Origin of the sequence: Pseudomonas fluorescens, from assembly GCF_000968015.1 — a bacterium.
In the GTDB taxonomy this organism is placed as follows: Bacteria; Pseudomonadota; Gammaproteobacteria; order Pseudomonadales; family Pseudomonadaceae; genus Aquipseudomonas; species Aquipseudomonas fluorescens_W.
In genome coordinates this window covers 25,511-47,867 of the sequence record NZ_LACH01000061.1, presented here as the reverse complement: position 1 = coordinate 47,867, position 22,357 = coordinate 25,511, and the positions used below count along the sequence as shown (strand labels likewise).

Annotated in this window: 22 protein-coding genes; 6 read left to right on the top strand and 16 right to left on the bottom strand. The window is 59.1% G+C overall.

Going from position 1 to position 22,357, the window contains the following annotated elements; translation table 11 throughout:
* Positions 1–8 precede the first annotated feature (8 nt).
* The 3 genes from def to VD17_RS25120 form a co-directional block, all read right to left on the bottom strand.
* Positions 9–548, bottom strand: coding sequence for a peptide deformylase (gene def / locus VD17_RS25130; protein WP_046056169.1), 540 nt, complete (start codon positions 546–548; stop codon positions 9–11).
* Positions 545–1,501, bottom strand: a complete 957-nt coding sequence (locus VD17_RS25125) for a YihY/virulence factor BrkB family protein (protein ID WP_046056168.1) — start codon at positions 1,499–1,501, stop codon at positions 545–547. The genes def and VD17_RS25125 overlap by 4 nt, the downstream gene beginning before the upstream one ends.
* A 171-nt stretch (positions 1,502–1,672) precedes the next feature.
* Positions 1,673–1,864: a CsbD family protein gene (locus VD17_RS25120; protein WP_046056167.1), complete on the bottom strand. Its 192-nt coding sequence runs from the start codon at positions 1,862–1,864 to the stop codon at positions 1,673–1,675.
* A gap of 198 nt (positions 1,865–2,062) precedes the next feature.
* On the opposite strand from VD17_RS25120, the gene VD17_RS25115 reads away from it, so the two are divergent.
* On the top strand, positions 2,063–2,440 hold the full coding sequence (locus tag VD17_RS25115; RefSeq protein ID WP_033056806.1) for a hypothetical protein: 378 nt from the start codon (positions 2,063–2,065) through the stop codon (positions 2,438–2,440).
* A gap of 124 nt (positions 2,441–2,564) precedes the next feature.
* Here the strand turns inward: VD17_RS25115 and fadD1 are convergent, their stop codons facing one another.
* Both fadD1 and fadD2 read right to left on the bottom strand, forming a co-directional pair.
* Complete coding sequence (gene fadD1, locus VD17_RS25110) at positions 2,565–4,265, bottom strand: long-chain-fatty-acid--CoA ligase FadD1 (protein ID WP_046056166.1); 1,701 nt, start codon at positions 4,263–4,265, stop codon at positions 2,565–2,567.
* A gap of 377 nt (positions 4,266–4,642) precedes the next feature.
* Positions 4,643–6,331 carry a long-chain-fatty-acid--CoA ligase FadD2 gene (fadD2, locus tag VD17_RS25105; protein ID WP_046056165.1) on the bottom strand — a complete coding sequence of 563 codons (1,689 nt, stop codon included), beginning with the start codon at positions 6,329–6,331 and terminating at the stop codon, positions 4,643–4,645.
* A 246-nt stretch (positions 6,332–6,577) separates the two neighbouring features.
* Between fadD2 and VD17_RS25100 the strand changes: the two genes are divergently transcribed.
* Positions 6,578–7,522, top strand: coding sequence for an alpha/beta hydrolase (locus VD17_RS25100; RefSeq protein WP_046056164.1), 945 nt, complete (start codon positions 6,578–6,580; stop codon positions 7,520–7,522).
* 41 nt (positions 7,523–7,563) lie between these two features.
* Positions 7,564–8,034, top strand: a complete 471-nt coding sequence (locus tag VD17_RS25095; protein WP_046056163.1) for a MaoC family dehydratase — start codon at positions 7,564–7,566, stop codon at positions 8,032–8,034.
* A 103-nt stretch (positions 8,035–8,137) separates the two neighbouring features.
* On the opposite strand, the gene VD17_RS25090 is transcribed toward VD17_RS25095, so the two are convergent.
* The 4 genes from VD17_RS25090 to VD17_RS25075 all read right to left on the bottom strand — a co-directional run bounded on the left by VD17_RS25090 (position 8,138) and on the right by VD17_RS25075 (position 11,868).
* Positions 8,138–8,998: an efflux RND transporter periplasmic adaptor subunit gene (locus VD17_RS25090; RefSeq protein WP_046056162.1), complete on the bottom strand. Its 861-nt coding sequence runs from the start codon at positions 8,996–8,998 to the stop codon at positions 8,138–8,140.
* 10 nt (positions 8,999–9,008) lie between these two features.
* Positions 9,009–9,215, bottom strand: a complete 207-nt coding sequence (locus tag VD17_RS25085) for a DUF1656 domain-containing protein (RefSeq protein ID WP_008151119.1) — start codon at positions 9,213–9,215, stop codon at positions 9,009–9,011.
* A complete protein-coding gene (locus tag VD17_RS25080; RefSeq protein ID WP_046056161.1) occupies positions 9,202–11,190 on the bottom strand; it encodes an FUSC family protein in 1,989 nt (662 codons plus the stop codon). Before VD17_RS25080 ends, VD17_RS25085 begins: the two co-directional genes overlap by 14 nt.
* A gap of 210 nt (positions 11,191–11,400) precedes the next feature.
* On the bottom strand, positions 11,401–11,868 hold the full coding sequence (locus tag VD17_RS25075) for a ferritin-like domain-containing protein (protein ID WP_046056160.1): 468 nt from the start codon (positions 11,866–11,868) through the stop codon (positions 11,401–11,403).
* Positions 11,869–12,071: 203 nt separating this feature from the next.
* Between VD17_RS25075 and VD17_RS25070 the strand changes: the two genes are divergently transcribed.
* Both VD17_RS25070 and VD17_RS25065 read left to right on the top strand, forming a co-directional pair.
* Positions 12,072–12,308: a DUF3820 family protein gene (locus tag VD17_RS25070; protein ID WP_007949456.1), complete on the top strand. Its 237-nt coding sequence runs from the start codon at positions 12,072–12,074 to the stop codon at positions 12,306–12,308.
* Between the two features lie 36 nt (positions 12,309–12,344).
* Complete coding sequence (locus VD17_RS25065) at positions 12,345–13,526, top strand: aminotransferase class V-fold PLP-dependent enzyme (RefSeq protein ID WP_046056159.1); 1,182 nt, start codon at positions 12,345–12,347, stop codon at positions 13,524–13,526.
* 2 nt (positions 13,527–13,528) lie between these two features.
* On the opposite strand, the gene VD17_RS25060 is transcribed toward VD17_RS25065, so the two are convergent.
* The 4 genes from VD17_RS25060 to zwf all read right to left on the bottom strand — a co-directional run bounded on the left by VD17_RS25060 (position 13,529) and on the right by zwf (position 17,278).
* On the bottom strand, positions 13,529–14,254 hold the full coding sequence (locus VD17_RS25060) for an intradiol ring-cleavage dioxygenase (protein ID WP_046056158.1): 726 nt from the start codon (positions 14,252–14,254) through the stop codon (positions 13,529–13,531).
* A 171-nt stretch (positions 14,255–14,425) separates the two neighbouring features.
* Positions 14,426–15,091, bottom strand: coding sequence for a bifunctional 4-hydroxy-2-oxoglutarate aldolase/2-dehydro-3-deoxy-phosphogluconate aldolase (locus VD17_RS25055; protein WP_046056157.1), 666 nt, complete (start codon positions 15,089–15,091; stop codon positions 14,426–14,428).
* Between the two features lie 17 nt (positions 15,092–15,108).
* Complete coding sequence (gene pgl / locus VD17_RS25050; RefSeq protein WP_046056156.1) at positions 15,109–15,822, bottom strand: 6-phosphogluconolactonase; 714 nt, start codon at positions 15,820–15,822, stop codon at positions 15,109–15,111.
* A complete protein-coding gene (gene zwf, locus VD17_RS25045) occupies positions 15,809–17,278 on the bottom strand; it encodes a glucose-6-phosphate dehydrogenase (RefSeq protein WP_008151108.1) in 1,470 nt (489 codons plus the stop codon). The genes pgl and zwf overlap by 14 nt, the downstream gene beginning before the upstream one ends.
* Before the next feature lie 243 nt (positions 17,279–17,521).
* On the opposite strand from zwf, the gene VD17_RS25040 reads away from it, so the two are divergent.
* Positions 17,522–18,382: a MurR/RpiR family transcriptional regulator gene (locus tag VD17_RS25040; RefSeq protein WP_185753217.1), complete on the top strand. Its 861-nt coding sequence runs from the start codon at positions 17,522–17,524 to the stop codon at positions 18,380–18,382.
* Positions 18,383–18,521: 139 nt separating this feature from the next.
* On the opposite strand, the gene VD17_RS25035 is transcribed toward VD17_RS25040, so the two are convergent.
* From VD17_RS25035 to VD17_RS25025, 3 genes are all read right to left on the bottom strand, one after another.
* The gene (locus VD17_RS25035; protein WP_046056154.1) at positions 18,522–19,376 is read right to left on the bottom strand and encodes a D-hexose-6-phosphate mutarotase; all 855 of its coding nucleotides are present in this window, start codon (positions 19,374–19,376) and stop codon (positions 18,522–18,524) included.
* Between the two features lie 277 nt (positions 19,377–19,653).
* Positions 19,654–21,000, bottom strand: a complete 1,347-nt coding sequence (locus tag VD17_RS25030; RefSeq protein WP_046056153.1) for a carbohydrate porin — start codon at positions 20,998–21,000, stop codon at positions 19,654–19,656.
* A 194-nt stretch (positions 21,001–21,194) separates the two neighbouring features.
* A complete protein-coding gene (locus tag VD17_RS25025; RefSeq protein WP_046056152.1) occupies positions 21,195–22,355 on the bottom strand; it encodes an ABC transporter ATP-binding protein in 1,161 nt (386 codons plus the stop codon).
* Between the last annotated feature and the right edge of the window lie 2 nt (positions 22,356–22,357).

Below are 22,357 nucleotides of genomic sequence, written 5' to 3'. Positions count from 1 at the left end.
TTTTCGAATCAGTCGTCTGCAGCAGGATCGAGGTCCGGGAACATGACGTCGGTAAACCCGAACTTGCTGAAGTCACTGATGCGCGACGGGTATAAGCGGCCGATCAGGTGATCGCATTCATGCTGCACCACCCGCGCATGGAATCCCGAGGCGATGCGCACAATCGGCTGCCCTTTGGGATCGAAACCTTCGTAGCGGATGTGCTGATAGCGATCCACCGCGCCGCGCAGGCCGGGCACCGACAGGCAGCCTTCGAAACCCTCTTCCAGCGTCGGGCTCAACGGTGTGATCAGCGGGTTGATCAGAATCGTCTGCGGTACGGCTTCGGCGTCCGGATAGCGTTCGCTGTGCTCGAAACCGAAGATCACCAGTTGCAGATCAACGCCGATCTGCGGTGCGGCCAGGCCGACCCCGCCGACGCTTTCCATGGTCTGGAACATGTCGTCGATCAGTTGCCACAGCTCCGGGCTGTCGAACATTTCGGCCGGTACCGGTGGGGCGATGCGCAGCAGGCGCTCGTCGCCCATTTTCAGGATTTCACGGATCATTTGATGACTTCGTCAGTGGTCGGCTTGATCGAGTGGTCCCGACCCAGTCCCGACACGTGTTGTTTGGGTTCGTGGCTGTGCTCGCCGGGGACTTTTTCGCCATCATTTTTGCCCTCGGTCGACATGTGTTCGATCACGGCATTCATCTCCGCGCCGAGCAACAGCACCGCGGCGGAAATGTAGAAGTACAGCAACAGCACGATGATCGCGCCGATACTCCCATACATGGCGTTGTAGTTGGCGAACATCTTGACGTACAGACCGAAGCCCAGCGACGCGATGATCCAAACCACCACCGCCAGCACCGAGCCGGGGGTAATGAAGCGAAACTCTTGTTTGACGTCGGGCATGACGTAGTAAATCAGCGCCACCGCCATCATCAACAGAATCACGACCACCGGCCAACGCACGATGGTCCAGAGCGTCACGATGAAGTCTTCGAGGCCGACTTGCGAGGCGATCCAGGCCATCACCTGCGGCCCGAGCACCATCAGCGCAGCAGCCACCAACAGCATGCCGGCGATGCCGACGGTGTAGATGATCGACAGCGGAAAGCGCTTCCACGCCGGCCGACCTTCAACCACGTCGTAGGCGGCGTTCATCGCGCTCATCATCAACCGCACACCCGCGGATGCGGTCCACAGGGCAATCACGATACCGACCGACAGCAAGCCACCCTTGGATTGCTGGAGCTGGTCGATGACCGGGTTCACCTGCTCCAGCGCCTGGGGCGGCAGGACCAGTTCCGATTGCAGGCGCAGCCAGGAAAAGAAGTCAGGGAGGTGCAGGAAACCGATCAGGGCGATCAGGAACAGAATGAAGGGAAACAGCGAGAACAGCATTTGATAGGCCAGCGCCGAGGCATAGGTCGACATCTCGTCGTCGACGAACTCGGTGATCGTGCGCACCATGACACGGTGCAGGCGCTGACCTTTCATGTGTGGGAAAAACATTAGCGTCTCCTTTCGCCGCAAATTTGGTCGAAGTCGTGGCGACTCAGGGGCCGTTTTCTACATCAAAGTAGCCTACTTGGCGAGTTTGAAACAATTTCCTTGTGCAAGTTCAGGCTGACACAAAAACGGCCATCCGAGGATGGCCGTTTCTGTTGCTCATCAAAGGCCTGATCACGCCTTGTCGATGCCTTTTTTGAGAGCATCCTTGGCTTTGCCGACCGCTTGCTGGGCTTCGCCTTTCTTTTCCTGAACGACGCCTTCGGCGCGCATCTTGTCGTTACCGGTAGCCTTGCCGACGCCTTGCTTGACGTTGCCGGCGGCTTCGTTGGCCATGCCTTTTACTTTATCGCCAGTGCTGCTCATGGTGTTTCTCCTGTGAACAATTGAACGGAAAGGTCGTTACACAAGGTTGACCGGAGGCATTTGCGCGGAGTTTCATTTATTTTCCCGGCGACATTTCATCGTTCAGTGCAGGTTGGGCTTTATGTTTGCCGACCAACCCCTGAGAATGCGCAACGTATTCAGGCCATGGCGCTGAAGATCCAATCCCGTAGGAATGTTATGAAACTCGATAAAAAGCAGGCCATTGCCCGCAGAAACCAGGAACTTGGCGGTGCTGTGCTTGGCGTCAACAACTGCCATTTCACCGAATTGAACCGCAACCGTAATATCTGGTGGTTCGATATTCCGGTCGCGCGGCTGGCCATTGGTCAGTACGAGTGGGTTCACCTGCTGATGCACACCCCGGACACCGACGAACTGCTGCACCTGAAAGTGCCGACGGTATTCCTGCGCGAGAAGCTCGAAGGTCTGGTGGTGCGCAACGAAGGTAAACGCAAAGCGGCCTTGAGCCTGGAACTGAGCGCCGACAAGGACTCGTACCTCCAGGACATGCGCCCGGCGGGTACCAACGTCAATTTCGCGCAGTTCCGCCTTTAAAAGCAAAAGATCGCAGCCTTCGGCAGCTCCTACATGGGATTGATGTACACCCTGTAGGAGCTGCCGAAGGCTGCGATCTTTTGATCTTCAACAAAAAGCCCCGCATCTGCGGGGCTTTTGTTTGTTACGCGCTGACCTTTTTGACGCCGAGCCTCTTCAGCTCTTCATCGCGCAACTCGCGGCGCAGGATCTTGCCGACGTTGGTGGTCGGCAGCGCGTCGCGGAACTCCACGGAGCGCGGAACCTTGTAGCCGGTGACGTTGGCGCGCATGTGCTCCATCACCTGTTCCTTGGTCAGGGTCACGCCCGGTTTGGCGACGATGAAGATCTTGATCGCCTCGCCCGACTTCTCGTCCGGCACGCCGATGGCTGCGCATTGCAGCACGCCCGGCAGGGTCGCGAGCACGTCTTCCAGTTCATTCGGGTACACGTTGAAACCGGAGACCAGGATCATGTCTTTCTTGCGATCGACGATGCGCATGTAACCGTCAGGCTGGATCAGCGCGATGTCACCGGTCTTCAACCAGCCTTCGCTGTCGAGGATTTCATCGGTGGCGTCCTGACGCTGCCAGTAGCCCTTCATCACTTGCGGACCTTTCACACACAGCTCGCCGATGTCGCCTAACGGCTGTTCAACGCCGGCATCGTCGATAACTTTGCACAGGGTCGACGGAACCGGAATCCCGATGGTGCCGATCTGGATGTTCTGGATCGGGTTGACGGTGGCCACCGGGCTGGTTTCGGTCATGCCGTAACCTTCGCAGATGGCGCAACCGGTGACCGCTTTCCAGCGCTCGGCGGCGGCCAGTTGCAGCGCCATGCCACCGGACAGGGTGACTTTCAGCGCCGAGAAGTCCAGCTTGCGGAAGCCTTCGTTGTTGCACAGGGCGACGAACAGCGTGTTGAGGCCGACGAAACCGCTGAATTTCCACTTCGACAGTTCCTTGACCATCGCCGTCAAATCGCGCGGGTTGCTGATCAGGATGTTGTGGTTGCCGATCAGCATCATCGCCATGCAATGAAAGGTGAAGGCATAGATGTGGTACAGCGGCAGCGGCGTGATCAGGATCTCGCAACCTTCATTGAGGTTGGAACCCATCAGCGCCTTGCACTGCAGCATGTTAGCCACCAGGTTGCGGTGGGTCAGCATCGCGCCCTTGGCCACGCCGGTGGTGCCGCCGGTGTATTGCAGCACGGCAACGTCGCTGCTGGCCGGGTTGGCTTCAGCGACTGGCTGGCCGTGGCCCTTGCTCAGTACGTCGTTGAACTTGATGGCCTTGGGCAAGTGATACGCCGGGACCATCTTCTTCACGTATTTAATGACGCTGTTGACCAGCAGGCGCTTGAGCGGTGGCAGCAGGTCGGCCACTTCGGTCACGATCACGTGCTTGACGCCGGTTTTCGGCACGACGAGCTGGGCCAGGTGCGCCATGTTGGCCAGGCAGACCAGGGCTTTGGCACCGGAGTCGTTGAATTGGTGTTCCATTTCCCGCGCGGTGTACAGCGGGTTGGTGTTGACCACGATCAGCCCGGCGCGGATGGCGCCGAAGACGGCGACCGGGTACTGCAACACGTTGGGCAGCTGCACAGCGATTCGATCGCCCGGCTTCAAGTCGGTATGCTGTTGCAGGTACGCGGCAAAGGCACCGGACAATTCGTACAGTTCACCGTAGGTGATTGTCTTGCCCAGGTTGCTGAACGCCGGTTTGTCGGCAAAGCGTTGGCAGGACTGCTTCAACACCGCCTGAATATTCGGATACTCGTCCGGATTGATGTCGGCAGCAATCCCGGCAGGGTACTTATCCTTCCAAAAGTCTTCGATCATGGAAGCCCACTCCTCAGCAACGCGAATTCATCACCGCATTTGATGCGATTATTATTGGTGTGTGTGTTTTTATTGGTGTTTCTTTGTTGGTGAGTCTGGCTTTTTTACTAGGCCGAGAAGTCACAAAGCGCGCCGAGAGTAGCAGCTTTGCCAGAGGCCGACTAGAGCCAAAAGCCGCCTCTACAGTCACTTTAATGACTCAAGAGTATCAAGCAGTCATTTTAGAGCAAAAATTCTATACACCCCCTGAAAGCCCCTGAATCCGGGGCTTAAAAGCAAAAGATCGCAGCCTTCGGCAGCGCCTACAAAGGAATGCGATCCCCTGTAGGAGCTACCGAAGGCTGCGATCTTTTGGCAGCACCTCGGTCTACGACCGGTTACGCGATATCGCGCAACTCCCGCCTAAGAATTTTCCCCACCGGCGTCATCGGCAACGACTCACGCAAGACGATGTGCTTGGGCACTTTGTACGCTGTGAAGTTTTCCTTGCAGTAAGCCTTCAGCTCTTCAAGGCTGACACCTGTTTCACGGGCCACCACAAACAGCTTCACCGCCTCCCCCGAACGCTCGTCCGGCACGCCGATCACCGCACAGTTGGCGACTTTCGGGTGAGCCATGACCACGTCTTCGATCTCGTTCGGGTACACGTTGAAGCCCGAGACGATGATCATGTCTTTCTTGCGATCGACGATGCGCACAAAACCGTCCGGGTCGATCACCGCGATGTCACCGGACTTGAACCAGCCTTCGGCATCCAGCACTTCGGCGGTGGCTTCGGGTTTCTGCCAGTAGCCCTTCATGATCTGCGGGCCCTTGATGCACAGTTCGCCGCGCTCGCCCAGCGCCTGTTCGACACCTTCATCGTTGATGACCTTCAGCGCGGTGCCCGGCACCGGCAGGCCGACTGTACCGAGGCGCGACTTGTCGCCGTACGGGTTGGTGCAGGCCACCGGCGAGGTTTCGGTCAGGCCGTAACCTTCGGTGATGCGACAACCGGTGAGCTTCTCCCAACGCTCGGCCGTAGCCTTGACCAGCGCGGTGCCGCCGGAGTTGGTGAGTTTGAGGCTGGAGAAATCCAGGGTCTTGAAATCCGGGTGGTCCATCAGCGCGACGAACAGGGTGTTAAGCCCCAGCAGCGCCGAGAACCGCCAGTTCTTCAGTTCCTTGATGAAGCCGCCGATGTCCCGCGGATTGGTGATCAGCACGTTGTGGTTGCCCGAAACCATCATGCACATGCAATTCGCGGTGAACGCATAGATGTGGTACAGCGGCAGCGGCGCGACCATGACCTCTTGCCCTTCGCGCAACAGCGGCTGGCCGTCATTGCCGAACTGCTCCAGGCACGCCCGCACTTGCTGCATGTTGGCCACCAGGTTGCCGTGGGTCAGCATCGCGCCCTTGGCCAGCCCGGTGGTGCCACCGGTGTATTGCAGCACAGCGATGTCGTCGAGCCCGACCTTCAGCGGCTTGATGCCCAGGCCCCGGCCCAGGCGCAGCGCGCTTTTGAAGGAAATGGCCTGCGGCAAGGAGTACGCCGGGACCATCTTCTTGACCTTGCTCACCATCGTATTGACCAGCCAGCCCTTGGCGGCGGGCATCAGGTCGCCCATCTTCGCTTCGATCAGGTACTGGATGTCGGTGTCGGGCAGTACTTCCTGGGCTTTGGCCCCGAACATGTTCAGGTAGACCAGCGCCCGGGCACCGGAGTCCTTGAATTGATGACGCATCTCCCGCGCGGTGTACAACGGGTTGGTGTTGACCACGATCAGCCCGGCGCGCAAGGCACCGAACACGGCAATCGGGTAATGCAGGACGTTGGGCATCTGCACCGCAATGCGATCCCCCGGCACCAGGTCGGTGTGGGCTTGCAGGTAACCGGCGAACGCTGCGCTGTAGCGTTCCAGTTCGGCATAGGTCAGGGTTACGCCCATGTTGCTGAATGCCGGGCGGTCAGCAAATTTCTTGCAGGAACGCTCGAACACCTCGATCACCGACTTATAGGCCCCTTGATCGATGTCCAGGGGCACGCCGGCCGGGCGTTTGTCATTCCAGAAATCAGGTTGCATTGTTCTTGTCCTCTTTACCTGAACCTATCCGGGGCCGCTTTTCTGTCCTTCCTCAAAACAAAGAGCGAAAAAGCGGGGCTCCACGGACACTAGCAGCAATGGCGAATCAGGCAAATATGCGCACGGTCGACATTGATCGTGTGAATCTTGCTGCCGTGGCGTGGCCTGATCAGACGGCGCGCTTTGGATGCGCTATACAATGCAACGACGCCCATGCCACATGCAGCCCTATGCAAAGGAACCGCCATGATCCACGACACTTTCTGGCTGACCGCGAGCGACCGCAGCCGCCTCTTCGTCAACCAGTGGCTGCCCGCTGCGCCTTTAAAAGCAGTGATCCTGCTGGCCCACGGCATGGCGGAACACAGTGGCCGCTACGCGCGTCTGGCGGAAAAACTCTGTGAACAGAGCTACGGTGTGTATGCGCCGGACCTGCGTGGACATGGCAAAACTGCCGAAAACGGGACACTCGGCCATTTCGCCGACGATGACGGTTGGTGCAAGGTGGTCGGCGACCTGGCGAGCCTCAATCAGCACATCGGCCAACAACATCCGGGAGTGCCGATTGTGCTGCTCGGTCACAGCATGGGCAGCTACATCGCCCAGGCCTATCTGCTGCACCACAGCGCCAGCCTGCACGGGGCCGTTCTCAGCGGGTCGAACTTCCAACCTGTGGCGCTCTATCGCGCGGCGCGGCAGATTGCGCGGCTAGAACGCTTGCGCCAGGGCCCGAAGGGTCGCAGCGCGCTGATCGAATGGCTGTCGTTCGGTTCGTTCAACAAGAAATTCAAACCGGTACGCACCCGGTTCGACTGGCTCAGCCGCGACCCGGCGGAGGTCGACCTGTACGCCAACGACCCGCTCTGCGGCTTTCGCTGCACCAATCAGCTGTGGATCGATTTGCTCGGTGGGTTGCAGCAAATCAGCAAAGCGTCCAATCTCGCTCAGATTGATCCGGGCCTGCCGTTGTTGGTGATTGGCGGTGAATGTGATCCGGTGAGCGAAGGCAAGCGTCTGAAAGATCTGGCCCATGCGCTGCAAGCGGCCGGCAGCCGGAGCCTGCAACTGACAATTTACCCGCAGGCACGGCATGAACTGTTCAACGAGAGCAACCGCGATGAAGTGATCAATGACGTGTTGAGCTGGATCGCCCAGGCGCTGAGCCACCGTCGGCCACCCAGATCGGAATAGTTTTTTCTGAATTTATTTATTCGTGACAGGAATTGAAACAGATGACCCAGGTTACCAACACCCCTTACGAGGCCCTTGAAGTCGGCCAGACCGCCAGCTACAGCAAGACGGTCCAAGAGCGCGACATTCAGTTGTTCGCCGAGATGTCCGGCGACCACAACCCGGTGCACCTGGACGCTGAATTCGCCGCCGGCACCATGTTCAAGGAGCGCATTGCTCACGGCATGTTCAGCGGTGCGCTGATCAGCGCTGCCGTTGCCTGCGAGTTGCCTGGGCCAGGGACTATTTATATCGGTCAGCAAATGAGTTTTCAGAAGCCGGTGAAAATTGGCGACACGCTGACCGTGCGTCTGGAGATTCTCGAGAAGCTGCCGAAGTTTCGTGTGCGCATTGCCACTCGCGTGTTTAACCAGCGTGATGAGTTGGTAGTGGATGGCGAGGCAGAGATTCTGGCGCCGCGTAAACAGCAGACGGTGACGTTGCCCAAGCTGCCGGCAATCAGCATCGGCTGATTGCCTCAAAAGATCGCAGCCTCGTTTCACTCGACAGCTCCTACAGGGTTTTGCGTATACCTGTAGGAGCTGTCGAGTGAAACGAGGCTGCGATCTTTTGATCTTAAGGCCGTTCCTGCACCTGCACACTCGCCGTCATCCCCGAACTCAGATTCATCCCTTCCGGCAACTGATCAATCTTGATCCGCACCGGAATCCGCTGCGCCAGCCTCACCCAGTTAAATGTCGGCTCGACCTCTGCCAGCAACTGCCCATCCGGCGTGGTGTTGCGATCGGTAATCCCGCGACTGATGCTTTCCACATGCCCCTGCAACGCCTCCCCCGCGCTCATCAACCAGACCTTCACCGGATCGCCGACGCGAATCCGTGGCAGTTTGGTTTCTTCGAAATACGCCTGCACATAGAAAGTCGAATCGTCGATCAACGCCATCACCGATTGCCCGGCATTCACGTAGTTGCCTTCAGCCAGACGCAGGTTGGTGATGTGGCCATTGCGCGGCGCATGGACCTGGCTGCGGGCCAGGTTGAGTTCGGCAACCTTGGCTTCGGCCTGGGCTTCGCGCAGTTCGCCACGGGCGATGCCGGCGTTGATTTGCGCGTTCTCGCGCAGTTCGGCGCTGATGGCCTGCGGACCGAGGGCAGCGCGGCGGCTGGCTTCATGTTCACGCAGATTGAGTTGCTGCTGACGGGTCTGCACCACCGCTTGAGCTTTCTCCAGCGCCGCTTCGAAACGGTCGCGATCAATGCTCAGCAATAAATCGCCGGCCTTGACCTGCTGGTTATCAAAAGCCTTGAGCTCACGCACCCAACCCGAGACGTCCGGCGCGATCACCACCACGTCGGCGCGGATCCGCGCATCCCGAGTCCAAGGCGTGAGCATGTAGTACTGCCACAAATGGAAGCCGGCAAAAATCGCCGCCGCCACCAGGCACAAGGTCACCGCGACACGTATCGGTGTACGCATTTTCAACTCCTTATAAAGGTCCGAGGACGACAGTGATCAAGGTCAATACACAGACGTACAAGGCGCAATCAAACAATGCTTCGTGCCAGATCCAGCGGCCCACCGGCGTCAGGCGCAAGAGCATGCGCAAGGCTCCAGTGACGAGCAGCGCCAGCAGCACATAAATCAGAAACGGACTGAGCAGCACGCCACCCACCGACCACTCACGCAAGCCCATGGCTTTGCTCCTGTTGACGGCACCAGGCGCGCCAGCTGCTTTGCAATTGCAGCACCGCGCCTTGGGCCAGTTTCACCGCGTCGCTGGGGGGCAACGCGTACAAGGTCTTCAAAAAGTCTTCGCTCGGCTGCGCCAACGCCTCGGCGCGACTGCCGGCCGGGCCTTGCTCGAGGATTTTTTCCAGCTGTTCGAGATAACGCCGCTGAGGCGCGCTGACCGGCACCTGCGCCACCGCCAGACTTAAACGCAAATGCAGCAATTCGTCGCCGATGTCCAGGCCGAGCAGTCCATCGTCCCAGCGACTGCGCGCCGGTTCCGGCAACTCGGGGTAGTGTCGCGCCAATTGCAGCAAGCGATCGGCCATGCGCCCGCCAAACCAGCTTTCGGCACCGCGCAGATTGCGCCGGGTCAGGCGCACCAGATCATCGAGAGTTGCCGCCAGCAAACGTCGGCCATGCCACGTCGGGTCGCGCAGGATCAACAAATGGAACGCCAGCACGGCCGCGCCGACACCGACCAGCATGGCCTGAGCGCTGTTGAAAAAGGTGGCGACGTCGAACTTCATCGTGTTGAGCGGCGATACCAACACAATGAAGTGCAGGCAAAAGGAGGTAGCCGTGGCGCCGATCTGCGGTTTGGCCATGCCCAATGCACCGAGAAACAACGGCACGCCCATGCCCATGCACAGCAACGCAAAACCACTCCATTGCGGCAGCAGAATCTGGCCGACGAAAAACGCCGCAGGAATCGCCAACAGGATCCCGCGCAGGAAACTCATGCCGATTTGCGCACCGTTTTCGCGGCTGGCGAACAGACTGCAAACCACACATGTCAGCACCAATGCACCCGAAGCGGCAGGCCAGGCCGTCGCCAGCCAAAAGCACGAGACCACCAGAAAGGCCAGCGCACTTCGGGTACCGAACATCAGCGCCAATGACAGGTCGCGGTGCGGGGTCAGCGTTCTCGGTGGATCGACCGCTTCCTTGCCCTCCTCCACCGCTTTCAACGCCGCAGTCGCTGCCATGGCGGTATCGACCAGCAAGGTGAAACGGACCAGGCAATAACTTTGTGCAGAACTGATGTGCGGACCGTGGGAGGCGTCCAGCAGCCGCGGCCGCAAGACCAGGAGGGTGGCGGTATCGGAGCCGGCGAGCGTCTCTTGAACCTCGGTCATCCAGGGCAACAGTTGCTCGGCTTCCCGGGGTTCCAATTGCTTCCACTGACGGCGCACCGAACGGGCAATGCGCAGCAGCATCAACAGCTTCTGGCTCAAGCCGCTGATCGCTCGTGCTCGTTGCCGACCCAGGCTTCCTTCAAACCAGGCATGCTCGCGCTGGGCATCGACGGCGACGATTCTCCCGAGGATTTCCAGCAAGCCTTTACGCGCCTGACTATCACCGGCCAGGGTCGCACGCGCGGCGTTCATACCGCTTTGCCACGCTGCTCGCGCCTGATCCGCCAGTTGCCGTTCGACCCGCATCGGCCAGAGCAGCGCACTGGCAGCGGTGGCGCAAAGAATGCCCAGGCAGATTTCTGTGCAGCGGGCCACGGCTTGATCGAACACCGTCAGCGGATGAGTAATGGCCGGCAGCGCGATGATCGCCACCGTATAACCCGCCAGCACGAATGAATAGGACCAAGCGCTGCGCAGCAAGGTCGAACTCGCCGTACACAGACCCAGCCATAACGCCAAGGCCAACAAAAACAGCCAAGGCGTCTGGGCAAACAACCCCATGAACACCACGGACATGATCGTCCCGACCAGCGTCCCCAACAATCGCGCCAGGCCCTTCTGCACCACCATCCCCGACAAGGGCTGGGCGACGATGAACGCCGTCATCAATGCCCATGCCGGTTGCTCCAGGCCCCAGCGTAATGCCAGCCACAGCGCCAGGCCGCCGCCGATCAAGGTCTTGATTGCGAACTGTAAGGCGCCGCGGTCAGGCGCAAACAAAGCCTGCAGGGTGATAGGCACGTAATGGACTCTTGGAAAGACGATTTAACGGTAGGAGCTGCCGAAGGCTCGGGCCGCGTTCGGACGATCTTTTGATCTTGCTGTTCGGCGACCTCTATTCCGTCAAAAGATCGCAGCCTTCGGCAGCTCCTACAAGTGCCGATTTCAGTGCTAATTCCAGGACACAAAAAAACGCCAGACTGGCTGGCGTTTTTGACAGACAACGAACGCTTACGAGCGTGCGCGAGCCTGGTTGCGCAGGGCTTTTACCTGATCGTGATTGCGTTGCACGCCGTGGTACTGACGCTCAACCAGGTCACGAATGCCCACCAGGTTGTGTTTGTTGATTTTTTCGATGGCTTCTTTGTAAGCCTTCAGAGCATGGTCTTCACCCCGCTCCGCTTCGTTCAGCACGGCTTCTTCATCCTTGCCGGTGAACATCGCTTTCACGTCGACCCAGCGACGGTGCAGGTCACCGCTGACACTGGTGGACGTTTCCGGATCACCGCCTAGCGATCGCACCTGCGCTTGCAGTTCGGAAGCCGCATTGGCGCAGTCCGCCGAGCGTTGCACGAACAGGGTTTTGAGTTCAGGGTGTTTGATGTCTTCAGCGCAAGTCTTGAACCCTTCCTGACCGTCTTTGCTGGTTTCAATCAGGTCGTTGAGTACAGAGATGGCTTCTTTATTGATGTCGGTCATTTTCAATTCCTCGCGGGTTGATGAAAGATGCAATAGATGTTGCACCCTGCATGCCAGCTTTGAACTGACTATTTACTTCTTATATTTCAATAACTTATGATTTAACGCGAAATCTGTATCCGCTTTATTTGCATGATCTGTCATTTGGCCTGCATGCAGAATGCCTGTATTTTCCAGACTGTTTGAATCAAGACGACTGATTGATGAACCCTGAAAAGCTCGAACTGTTGATTACCCGTGAAATGCCCTTCGGCAAATACAAGGGCCGGATCATTGCCGACCTCCCCGGCCAATACCTGAACTGGTTCGCTCGGGAAGGCTTCCCCCATGGCGAACTCGGCGGCTTGCTGGCCTTGATGCAGGAAATCGATCACAACGGCCTTTCGGAGCTGCTCGAACCGCTACGCGCCAAACATGGCAAACCCGCCCCTCGCCATTGACCCGACACCCATACCTGGCCCCTGATTGAGTAGCCCATGCCCGATAACACCCGCCGCGCCCGTGATGAAGCTTTCTGGCGAACCTTTGCCGACCGATTCGCGGTTGAACCCGGCCCGGTCAACCTCGAAAACGGGTACTTCGGGCGCATGTCGCGCACGGTGGTCGAGGAGTATCAGCGCAATATCGAGCTGATCAATTGCAGCAACTCGGTGCACGTGCGACAACGCTTCGAACAGGGCGAAAGCCTGGAGATTCGCAAACAGCTCGCCGATCTGGTGGGCGTACCCGCCGACACCGTTGCCCTCACCCGCAACGCTTCGGACGGTCTGCAATCGCTGATCCGCAACTACAATCGCCTGTCGCCGGGCGATCAGGTGCTGATAGGTGATCTGGAATACGACACGGTCAAAGGGGCCATGCGCTGGCTGGCACGTCATCGCGGCGTCGAGGTGATCGAGATCGAACACTCGCACCCCGCCAGTTTCGACAGTTTGCTGGCGACTTACCGCGAAGCTTTCGTGCGTTATCCGCGACTCAAACTGATGGCCCTGACCCACGTGACCCATCGCTCCGGGTTGGTGATGCCGGTGCAGGCCATTGCCGCAGCCGCCAGGGAACATGGCATCGACGTGATCCTCGACGGCGCCCATGCGTTCGGCCAGCTCGAGTTCAATCTCGATAAACTGGGCATCGCCTTTGCTGGCTACACCCTGCACAAATGGATCGGTGCACCGCTGACGCTGGGCTTCATTTATATCGCCCCCGAGCGCCTGGCCGACATTGACCCGGACATGGGCGAGATGCATTTCCCGATTACCGATATTCGCGCCCGCACGCCGTACAGCACACCCAACATCCCGGCGCTGCTGACCCTGCCGCTGGTGTTCGAGGAACATCGGGCCATGGGCGGTTCCGCCGCCAAGGGCGCTCGGCTCAATTACCTGCGCAACCGCTGGGTGAGCGCGGTACGCGAGTTGCAGGGGATCGAAGTCATGACCCCGGACGACCCTCGACTGTATTGCGGCATCACTTCGATGCGCTTTACCCGGCATGCCGATCAACAGGTGATGGTCGAGCGGCTACTCAAGGACTACAACCTGTTTACCGTGGCGCGCAGTGGCGCCGCGAGTGGTCCGTGCATTCGCATAACCCCGGGGCTTATCACCACAGGTGCAGACATGGATCTACTGGCCCGGGCGTTGACCGAACTGCGCTGACGTCACACGGTGTATTTGTCGAAGTCCTCGGGCTTGATCTGCGTCGATACCGCGAAGGTGTCGATGCCAATGGTCGTGTGCCCGAAGTAGCCGTCTTTATTCGAATCTCGACTCAGGGTGTGAACGTTCAAGGTCGAAGCTTCGCCGCCCATGTTTTCATAGAAAAAGTCTTGATCGTTGGTCCGCGGCGAAACGGCTCGACCGCGGTACTCCCTGGCGTTGAGTACCGAGCGCGAGGCCACCTCGGGAAAGTAGAGCTGACCGACCCAGGCAACATGCCGCTCTTGCAGGTAGTTGTTGCCTTCCATGATGCGTACCACGACGTGAATGTGCAGGGCACGGCCGGCGTAGAACCCCGGATAGATCGTGGTAAACCGCACGATGCCGTTCTTGTCCGTGAATTGCCCGCCTCGCAGGTAAGTGTCGTCGTCGGTGCGCGGGATCGAGCCTATGTCGCCAACGTCGACTTCCTTGTCTGGATTGACCTTGCTCCAACCCGAATACGCCCCGCGTGCATTGCAATGCCAGATATCCACCAGAGCGTCTGTCACCGGCTGCCCCGTCATGGCATCGACGATTGCCAGCCTCAGCACTAGGGGGATGCCATCCATGCCTTCGCTGATGTTTCTTCTGATCAATTTCGGATTTCGGAAATAAGGACCGGCGATCTGTTCGGGTGAAAGCAGGTAAACCGCTGGTGAGGGTGAAACCGGAGTGTTGTCGTCCATGACGTTCTCTCTTCCATAAGATGAACGCAGGTTAGGGCGGGGCCAGGCTCGATGTGCGGTAACTATGTATCGCATCGCTCCCACGGTTTTTTGCAGGCAAAAAAAAACGGTGCACCGACCAAGCGCACCGTAAAGCCGTAGAACACACAACGAAGTGTTTGGTAAAGCCGATCAGTCCAGCAGCGCCAGTGCCTCGGCGGTGCATTCCTGAATGCGGGCCCAGTCGCCGTTCTTGATCCACTCGGGATCAAGCATCCAGCTACCGCCCACGCACATCACGTTTTTCAACGCCATGTAGCTCTTGATGTTGGCCGGGCTGACGCCGCCAGTCGGGCAGAATTTCACTTCGCCGAACGGGCCGCCCAGGGCCTTGATCGCCGCGACACCGCCGCTGACTTCCGCCGGGAACAGCTTGAAGCGGCGATAACCCAGGCCATAGCCTTCCATGATGCCGGAGGCGTTGCTAATGCCCGGCAACAGCGGAATCGGGCTGTTGACGCTGGCTTCCAGCAGGTCACGAGTGATGCCTGGCGTGACGATGAACTGCGAACCGGCCGCTTCGGCAGCCGCCAGCATGTTGCGATCCAGCACAGTACCGGCACCGGTCACCAGCTCCGGACGCTGCTCGCGCAGAATCCGGATAGCCTTGAGGCCGAACTGTGAACGCAACGTCACTTCCAGGGCTGTCAGGCCACCGGCCGCGAGGGCGTCGGCCAGCGGCAGGATGTCCTGTTCGCGAGCGATGGTAATCACCGGCAGGATCCGCGCCTTGGCGCAGAGGCTGTCGATCAGGGCAACTTTGTCCGCCATGGAAACGGTCGGGGATGGGGTTGTCATAGCGGCTGTTCCTTGGCTCATGGGCACCAGTAAATCTCTAACGTAGGTTGCAGAAACGCGCGAATCGGCATGGCGGCGACATCGTCACCGGCCAATGCGGCACTCAGGGTGGTCAGCTTGGACTGACCGGAAATCGATAGAACGGTGGTCTTGGCCGAGGCCAGAAGCGCGCGGCTCATGGTCAGGCGCTGATGCGGCACGGTCGGCGCCAGCATCGGGTAGCAACGACGTGTGCCGTCGGCTTTCAAGGCATCGGCCAGGTTCGGGCTATTGGGGAACAGCGAAGCGGTGTGACCGTCGTCGCCCATGCCGAGTATCAGCACGTCGATCGGCGGCAATTCCACGAGCAAGCGATCCGCCTGCTCGGCCGCCAGTTCAAGGTTGGCCGTGGCGCTGTACAGACTCAGAAACTGAGCCTTGGCCGCCGGGCCTTGCAACAGGTAACGCTTGAGCAGACCGGCATTGCTGTCGGCGTGTTCAACCGGTACCCAGCGCTCGTCGGCCAGGGTGACGACAACCTTGGACCAGTCCAGCGTCTGCTTGGCCAGGTGCTGGAAAAACGCCACCGGGCTGCGTCCACCGGACACCACCAGCGTCGCGGTGCCGCGCGCGTCGATCGCGTCACTCAGCTGCTTGGCCACATTCAGCGCCAGGCCTTCGGCCAGCAGCACTGGGCTCTTGAACTCATGAGCGCTGACGCCCTGAGGCAGTTTCAATTCAGATATCGCCATACCACGACCTCCCATCCCGCGTGATCAATGCAATGGAGCTCATTGGCCCCCAGGACCCGGCCGCGTAGGGCTTGGGCGCATCACCGGACTTTTTCCACCCGGCGATCAACTGGTCACACCACTTCCACGCGGCTTCGATTTCATCTTTACGGACAAACAGGTTCTGATTGCCGCGCATCACTTCCAGCAACAACCGCTCATAGGCATCGGGAATCCGTGCGCTGCGATAAGTGTCGGAAAAATTCAGCTGCAACGGACCGCTGCGCAGCTGCATGCCCTTGTCCAGGCCTTGTTCTTTGGTCATCACGCGCAAGGAAATACCTTCGTCCGGTTGCAGGCGGATAATCAGCTTGTTGCTGATTTGCAGGCGCTGCTCGGGAGCGAAGATGTAGTGGGACGGTTCCTTGAAGTGGATGACGATCTGCGACAGCTTCTGCGGCATGCGCTTGCCGGTACGCAGGTAAAACGGCACACCGGCCCAACGCCAGTTGCGGATATCGGCACGCAGCGCAACAAAGGTTTCGGTGTCGCTCTGGGTGTTGGAGTTCGGCTCTTCCAGGTAACCGGGAACCGATTTGCCTTCGCTGTAACCGGCGATGTACTGACCGCGCACGACCTGAGTAGTCAGGCCTTCCGGGCTGATCGGTGCCAGCGCCTTGAGCACTTTGACTTTCTCGTCACGGATGCTGTCGGCGGACAGGTCGGCCGGCGGGTCCATGGCGATCAGGCAGAGCAGTTGCAGCAGGTGATTCTGGATCATGTCCCGCAGTTGGCCGGCCTTGTCGAAGTAACCCCAGCGACCTTCGATCCCGACTTTCTCGGCCACGGTGATTTCCACGTGGGAGATATAATTCTGGTTCCACTGGGTTTCGAACAGGCTGTTGGCGAAACGCAGGGCGATCAGGTTCTGGACGGTTTCTTTGCCCAGGTAGTGGTCGATGCGGTAGGTGCGGTTCTCCGGGAAGAACTGCGCCACGGCGTCGTTCACCTTGCGAGAGGATTCCAGGTCCGAACCGATGGGTTTTTCCAGCACCACGCGGGTATTTTCGGTCAGGCCGACCTTAGACAGGTTCTCGCAGATCGCACCGTAAACGGCGGCCGGTGTCGCGAAGTAGGCAATCACTCGCTGGGCGCTGCCGGCCATTTCGGCCAGGGCGACGTAATCGTCAGCCTTGAGGAAGTCGACGTGCAGGTAACTCAGGCGGGCCAGAAAGCGTTCGACCACGGCTTCGTCCAGCTCTTTGGCGACGACGTAGCGGCGCAGCTCGGAGGCGATGAACGCCAGATGCTGCTGCTCGCTGCCAGGCTCACGGGCCAGCGCGATAATTCGCGTGTCCTCGTGCAAGAGGCCTGCGCCATCGAGCTGATAAAGGGCAGGAAACAGCTTGCGCAGGGCCAGATCGCCGAGGGCGCCGAACAAGGCAAAGGTGCACGGTTCAACCGTAATCGAAGGCATGATGTTTGTTCTTTTATCAAGTTAAGCTACAAATACCTTTTTTCAAGGCATCACTCAAGGGAAAATGTAGTAATAACCACAACATTTTCGCAAAATACAGATTCCGAGTGGTGGACGGTCGGAGCCATCAGTAGGATAGGCCACCGTTTGGGGCCGCATCAAAGGCCCAATTTGCATAGCAACACGCTTGTTTGCATTGCAGATGCACTCTTGTAGGCGAACCAAGGAAACCATATGGACCGCGTGCGAAATTTACTGGAACAGATCCAGAATCGCCTTGAAGACCTGAACAAGGCAGAACGCAAAGTCGCCGAGGTGATCCTGCTCAACCCACAGCAGGCCACCCGGTTCAGCATCGCCGCCCTCGCCCAGGCCTCAAAGGTCAGCGAGCCGACGGTCAACCGTTTCTGCCGTTCGTTCGGCGTCAGCGGCTACCCGGAACTCAAGCTTCAATTGGCCCAGAGCCTGGCCAGCGGCGCGGCGTATGTCAGCCGTGCGGTCGAGGCCGACGACAATCCGGAAGCGTATACCAAAAAGATTTTCGGCAGCGCCATCGCCTCGTTGGACAGTGCGTTACAGGCGCTTGACCCGAACCTGATCAGCCGCGCCGTCGACCTGTTGATCCAGGCCCGGCAGATCCACTTCTTCGGCCTCGGCGCCTCGGCTCCGGTGGCACTGGATGCGCAGCACAAGTTCTTCCGCTTCAACCTGGCGGTCACCGCCCATGCCGACGTGCTGATGCAGCGCATGATTGCGTCGGTGGCGCACACCGGCGAGTTGTTCGTGATCATTTCCTACACCGGGCGTACCCGCGAACTGGTGGAAGTGGCGCGCATTGCCCGGGAGAACGGTGCTTCGGTACTGGGCCTGACGGCCGAGGGTTCGCCACTGGCCAAGGCCAGCACGTTGAGCCTGAACATTCCGCTGCCGGAAGACACCGACATCTATATGCCGATGACGTCGCGGATCATTCAGCTGACCGTGCTGGACGTACTCGCCACCGGCATGACCTTGCGCCGAGGCGTGGACTTCCATCCGCATTTGCGCAAGATCAAGGAAAGCCTGAATGCCAGTCGGTATCCGATTGGGGATGAGTTTAACTAGGCCAACTTCTTCATTGCCGGATCCGGCCTCATCGTCGGAACGCCGCCCGGAGCAAGCTCGCTCCCACATTTGGAATGCATTCCCCTGTGGGAGCGAGCTTGCTCGCGATAGCGTCAGCCGCTACAACGCAAGCCCTGGACTAAACCCCAACCCGCGCCTGCAAACTCAAATGCGCCCTCTCCCCCGGTGCCAGGCTCAGGCTATCGGTCCCGCCACTCGCGGCTTCCACACAGACAAACTCCGAAATCTCATTCCAGCTCACCCCCAGCAACGGTCGCGAGCCCGGATGCCAGACCACCGTGTCCGCATGGTCGCCGGTATCGATGCACAATTCGCGTTGCCAGGCATGGTCCTTGATCTGCAATTCGCCGTCATGCTGGAACACTCGCTGACAGCCACCCTCGACCCGCAACTCGCCTTCCTGATGACAAATCTGCCGGTTCAACTGGTCGTAACCCTGCGCCCCGTCGAGCCCAGACAGCGCTACCTCACCGACATCGCCAATACGCCAATACGCATGCAACGCCTGACTCAATTGGCACGGCAGGCTGTCCTGATGCTCGGTGCTCAGGCGTAAATCCATGCGTTCACCCAAGTGCGCGTGCAGGTCCACTTGCCAGTCGCACAACTGAAGTTGCCAATGCAGACGCACGCCATCGTCGTCACTGCTGCTGTCCAGCAGCTTCCAGTCGATCAGCCGTGCCCAACCGTGGGACGGCCAGGCGTTTTCGCTCGGATGACGGCCATACCACGGCCAGCACACCGGAACGCCACCACGAATCGCGCCCACCTGCGGCCACTTCGCCGCGCACCAGAGCCAGGGTTTCTGGCCCTTTGGCTGGAAGTGCAGCAACTGCGCACCCTGCCGACTGAACACCGCCTGACACAGCGGATGGTCGATCACCAGCACGTCGCGCTTCTGATAGCGCTCCCACGCAAACACCGGATGTTCGCGCAAGGATTTGAAGAAGCGTTGTAGCGGATGCTCATGCATGTGCCACGGTCCTGAAATCATGGGTGTACTCATACGTGTGCCCAGTGAACCACTGTGGCGAGGGGATTTATNNTCCCCGTTGGGTTGCGAAGCGGCCCCCAAACCTGACACTGCGGTGTGCCAGGAACACCGCATGCAATGGTTTACGACTGCTTCGCAGCCGAACGGGGATAAATCCCCTCGCCACAGGTTGCTTTGGCATACCACACAAAAAAAAGCGGACAGCCTGGGCTGTCCGCAAAAATGCGCACATGGAGAGGAGCTTATCGCAACAGCGTTAGAACACCGACTGAATTTTCAGGCCGGCGACCAGCGCGTTGTCGACTTCATCAACACCGCCCGGGTGAGTGATGTATTGCAGGTTAGGGCGCACGGTCAGCCAGTTGGTCACGTGGAAGCCGTAGTTGATCTCGTAGTTGTACTCGGTGGTACGCAGCGGCGAGAACAGTGGATCCTCGTACTCGGTAACACCATTGGCGGCGTTGACCAGTTCGGCGTTTTTCTTCACGTCATCGTTGACATGGATACGGGCGAAACCGATACCCATGTCATCTTTTGGACGTGCATCGAACGGGCCCTTGTACACAAACATCAGCGACTGGTAGTTGTCGACGAAGTTGGTGTCCTTGTCGTGGAAAGTGGCGTTGGCGGCAATGTTCAGACCGCGAGATTTGTCGCCGTTGTGGCTGGTGAGTTGTTGTTGGGCAACAAACCAGTAGCCGTGCTTGCTGTCGTGGCTGCGGTAGGCGTTGCCGCTGGTTGCCGCGTCATTGCCATTGTCATCCTTGCGGACGTCATCGGCATTGGCCGTGCTTTTGTAGTAACCGACACGGTATTCGCCCGGCAGGTTATTCGGGTTAGGCAGCCACACCAGTTCGACTGGCAAAACGGTGCCGGCAGTGCCGCTGCCGCTGAGCTTGAAGCCGTTACCGTGTTCCAGTTGCGTCGGGTTCTGGTTATACGCGCCGATCTGCGCATAGAACTCAGGCGAGATGTTGTACTTCACGCGGACCGCAGCCTGCATGACCGGCCAGTTGTACCAGATGTTGGTGGCCCAGTTACCCGCTTGGGAACCGCAGAATGCCAGGTTCTGGAACTCGCAAGGGAAGGTGTTGAAGTCCTCGCCTTCGCCGAAGTAACCGGCCTTGACGTCCAGTTTACCGTCGAGGAACTGGTGCTTGATCCACAATTGGGTCAGACGGACCATATGGCCACGGCCGTAGACTTCCTGGGACGAACTCAAGGTGCCGGCACGCGGGTCGCCGACACGGTCATTGGAGATGTTCTGACCGTTACGGTTGGTCAGCTGGATCTTGGCCTGGGTGTTATCCCAGCCCCACAGTTTTTGCAGGTCCAGCGCCACGCCCAGACCAAACTGGTCGGCGTAACGCGCCGTCTTGTCATCATTAAACCCGCCGTGGAGGTTACCGCCCACTTCACCGACGTAGTCCATCTTGATGTCGATACCCTGCTCGATCAGCTTGGTCCGCTCACCACCCCAGTCCCCGGTCATCCATTCTGAATCAGCGCTGAACGCGTCAGCCGCGTGCACACTACCGGCCAGCATCATCGCCGCGACGGCTGACAACTGGCAGATAAGCTGAGCGTTGTTCTTCTTCTTCATCCCTATTTCCTCGTTTTATTGTTATTAACTGTTTTTATCTAACGCGGTTACATCCGGTGCAGCGGGTGACAGGCCACCCGCCGCATATCCCCCTGTAGGAGTGAGCCTGCTCGCGATTGCGGACTTTCATTCAACATTTTTGTCGACTGATACACCGCTATCGCGAGCAGGCTCGCTCCTACATTTTTTGATCTTCAGCGACCTTTGAATTGCGCTACGTTGGCACTGTGAGTCTCGGTTTTAGGCTGACCAGCCACCCCCAGGCGCTCCCCGGTCTTGGCATCGAACAACAGCACTTTCGATGGATCGAATTGCAGGGTCAGGGTCTCGCCCACGGCCGGTGCAACGTCCGGTGCCAGACGGCAGCAGACTTTGGTTTCGTTGAGATTGACGAACACCAGGGTGTCGGGACCGGTGGGCTCGGTGACCTGGACTTCGGCGCGAATGATCGGCAAACCATTCGGCTCGCTGCCTGCCAAAACGATCTGCTCCGGGCGCATGCCGAGGATCACTTCGCGGTCTTCAAGACCGGCGTCCTGCATGCCCAACGGCAATTCGCAGCGCGCCTGACCACTGTCGAGCAGCGCCACCAGACGACCGTCCTTGCGCTGCAAACGCAGGGGGATGAAGTTCATCGGCGGCGAACCGATGAAACTCGCCACAAACAAGTTGGCCGGGTTGTTGTAGATGTCTTTCGGCGTGCCGAATTGCTGAATGATCCCGTCCTTCATCACCGCCACCTTGTCGCCCAGGGTCATGGCTTCAATCTGGTCGTGGGTCACGTAGACCGTGGTGGTTTTCAGGCGCTGGTGCATCAGCTTCATTTCCGTGCGCATCTCTACGCGCAGCTTGGCGTCGAGGTTGGACAGCGGTTCGTCGAACAGGTAAATCTTCGGCCGCCGCGCCAGAGCACGACCCATCGCCACGCGCTGTTGCTGACCACCGGAGAGCTGGCCGGGCTTGCGGTTGAGCAAATGTTCGATCTGCAGCAGCTTGGCTACCCGCGCCACTTCCGCTTCGATGTCGGCGGCGGGCATTTTGCGGATCTTCAAGCCAAAGGCGATGTTCTCGCGCACGCTCATGGTCGGGTACAGCGCGTAGGACTGGAACACCATGGCGATGTCCCGGTCTTTCGGGCTCATGCCGCTGACGTCCTGGTCACCGATCATGATCGCGCCGCCGGTGATGGTCTCCAGACCGGCGATGCAATTCATCAGGGTCGATTTGCCGCAACCCGAAGGTCCGACCAGGATCAGGAACTCACCGTCCTTGATCGACAGTTCGATGTTCTTGAGGGTATCCGGCAAGCCGGGGCCATAAGTCTTGTTTACATTGCGAAGTTCGAGCGTAGCCATGA

Bases quoted from the DNA above. Each gene is read 5' to 3' on its own strand.
- VD17_RS25030 (WP_046056153.1), bottom strand. From the start codon at position 21,000: ATGAAGAAGAAGAACAACGCTCAGCTTATCTGCCAGTTGTCAGCCGTC.
- zwf (WP_008151108.1), bottom strand. From the start codon at position 17,278: ATGCCTTCGATTACGGTTGAACCGTGCACCTTTGCCTTGTTCGGCGCC.
- VD17_RS25035 (WP_046056154.1), bottom strand. From the start codon at position 19,376: ATGCATGAGCATCCGCTACAACGCTTCTTCAAATCCTTGCGCGAACAT.
- VD17_RS25065 (WP_046056159.1), top strand. From the start codon at position 12,345: ATGCCCGATAACACCCGCCGCGCCCGTGATGAAGCTTTCTGGCGAACC.
- VD17_RS25025 (WP_046056152.1), bottom strand. From the start codon at position 22,355: ATGGCTACGCTCGAACTTCGCAATGTAAACAAGACTTATGGCCCCGGC.
- VD17_RS25075 (WP_046056160.1), bottom strand. From the start codon at position 11,868: ATGACCGACATCAATAAAGAAGCCATCTCTGTACTCAACGACCTGATT.
- VD17_RS25090 (WP_046056162.1), bottom strand. From the start codon at position 8,998: ATGCGTACACCGATACGTGTCGCGGTGACCTTGTGCCTGGTGGCGGCG.
- VD17_RS25125 (WP_046056168.1), bottom strand. From the start codon at position 1,501: ATGTTTTTCCCACACATGAAAGGTCAGCGCCTGCACCGTGTCATGGTG.
- VD17_RS25100 (WP_046056164.1), top strand. From the start codon at position 6,578: ATGATCCACGACACTTTCTGGCTGACCGCGAGCGACCGCAGCCGCCTC.
- def (WP_046056169.1), bottom strand. From the start codon at position 548: ATGATCCGTGAAATCCTGAAAATGGGCGACGAGCGCCTGCTGCGCATC.
- pgl (WP_046056156.1), bottom strand. From the start codon at position 15,822: ATGGCGATATCTGAATTGAAACTGCCTCAGGGCGTCAGCGCTCATGAG.
- VD17_RS25120 (WP_046056167.1), bottom strand. From the start codon at position 1,864: ATGAGCAGCACTGGCGATAAAGTAAAAGGCATGGCCAACGAAGCCGCC.
- VD17_RS25060 (WP_046056158.1), bottom strand. From the start codon at position 14,254: ATGGACGACAACACTCCGGTTTCACCCTCACCAGCGGTTTACCTGCTT.
- VD17_RS25070 (WP_007949456.1), top strand. From the start codon at position 12,072: ATGAACCCTGAAAAGCTCGAACTGTTGATTACCCGTGAAATGCCCTTC.
- VD17_RS25115 (WP_033056806.1), top strand. From the start codon at position 2,063: ATGAAACTCGATAAAAAGCAGGCCATTGCCCGCAGAAACCAGGAACTT.
- fadD1 (WP_046056166.1), bottom strand. From the start codon at position 4,265: ATGATCGAAGACTTTTGGAAGGATAAGTACCCTGCCGGGATTGCTGCC.
- VD17_RS25055 (WP_046056157.1), bottom strand. From the start codon at position 15,091: ATGACAACCCCATCCCCGACCGTTTCCATGGCGGACAAAGTTGCCCTG.
- VD17_RS25095 (WP_046056163.1), top strand. From the start codon at position 7,564: ATGACCCAGGTTACCAACACCCCTTACGAGGCCCTTGAAGTCGGCCAG.
- fadD2 (WP_046056165.1), bottom strand. From the start codon at position 6,331: ATGCAACCTGATTTCTGGAATGACAAACGCCCGGCCGGCGTGCCCCTG.
- VD17_RS25085 (WP_008151119.1), bottom strand. From the start codon at position 9,215: ATGGGCTTGCGTGAGTGGTCGGTGGGTGGCGTGCTGCTCAGTCCGTTT.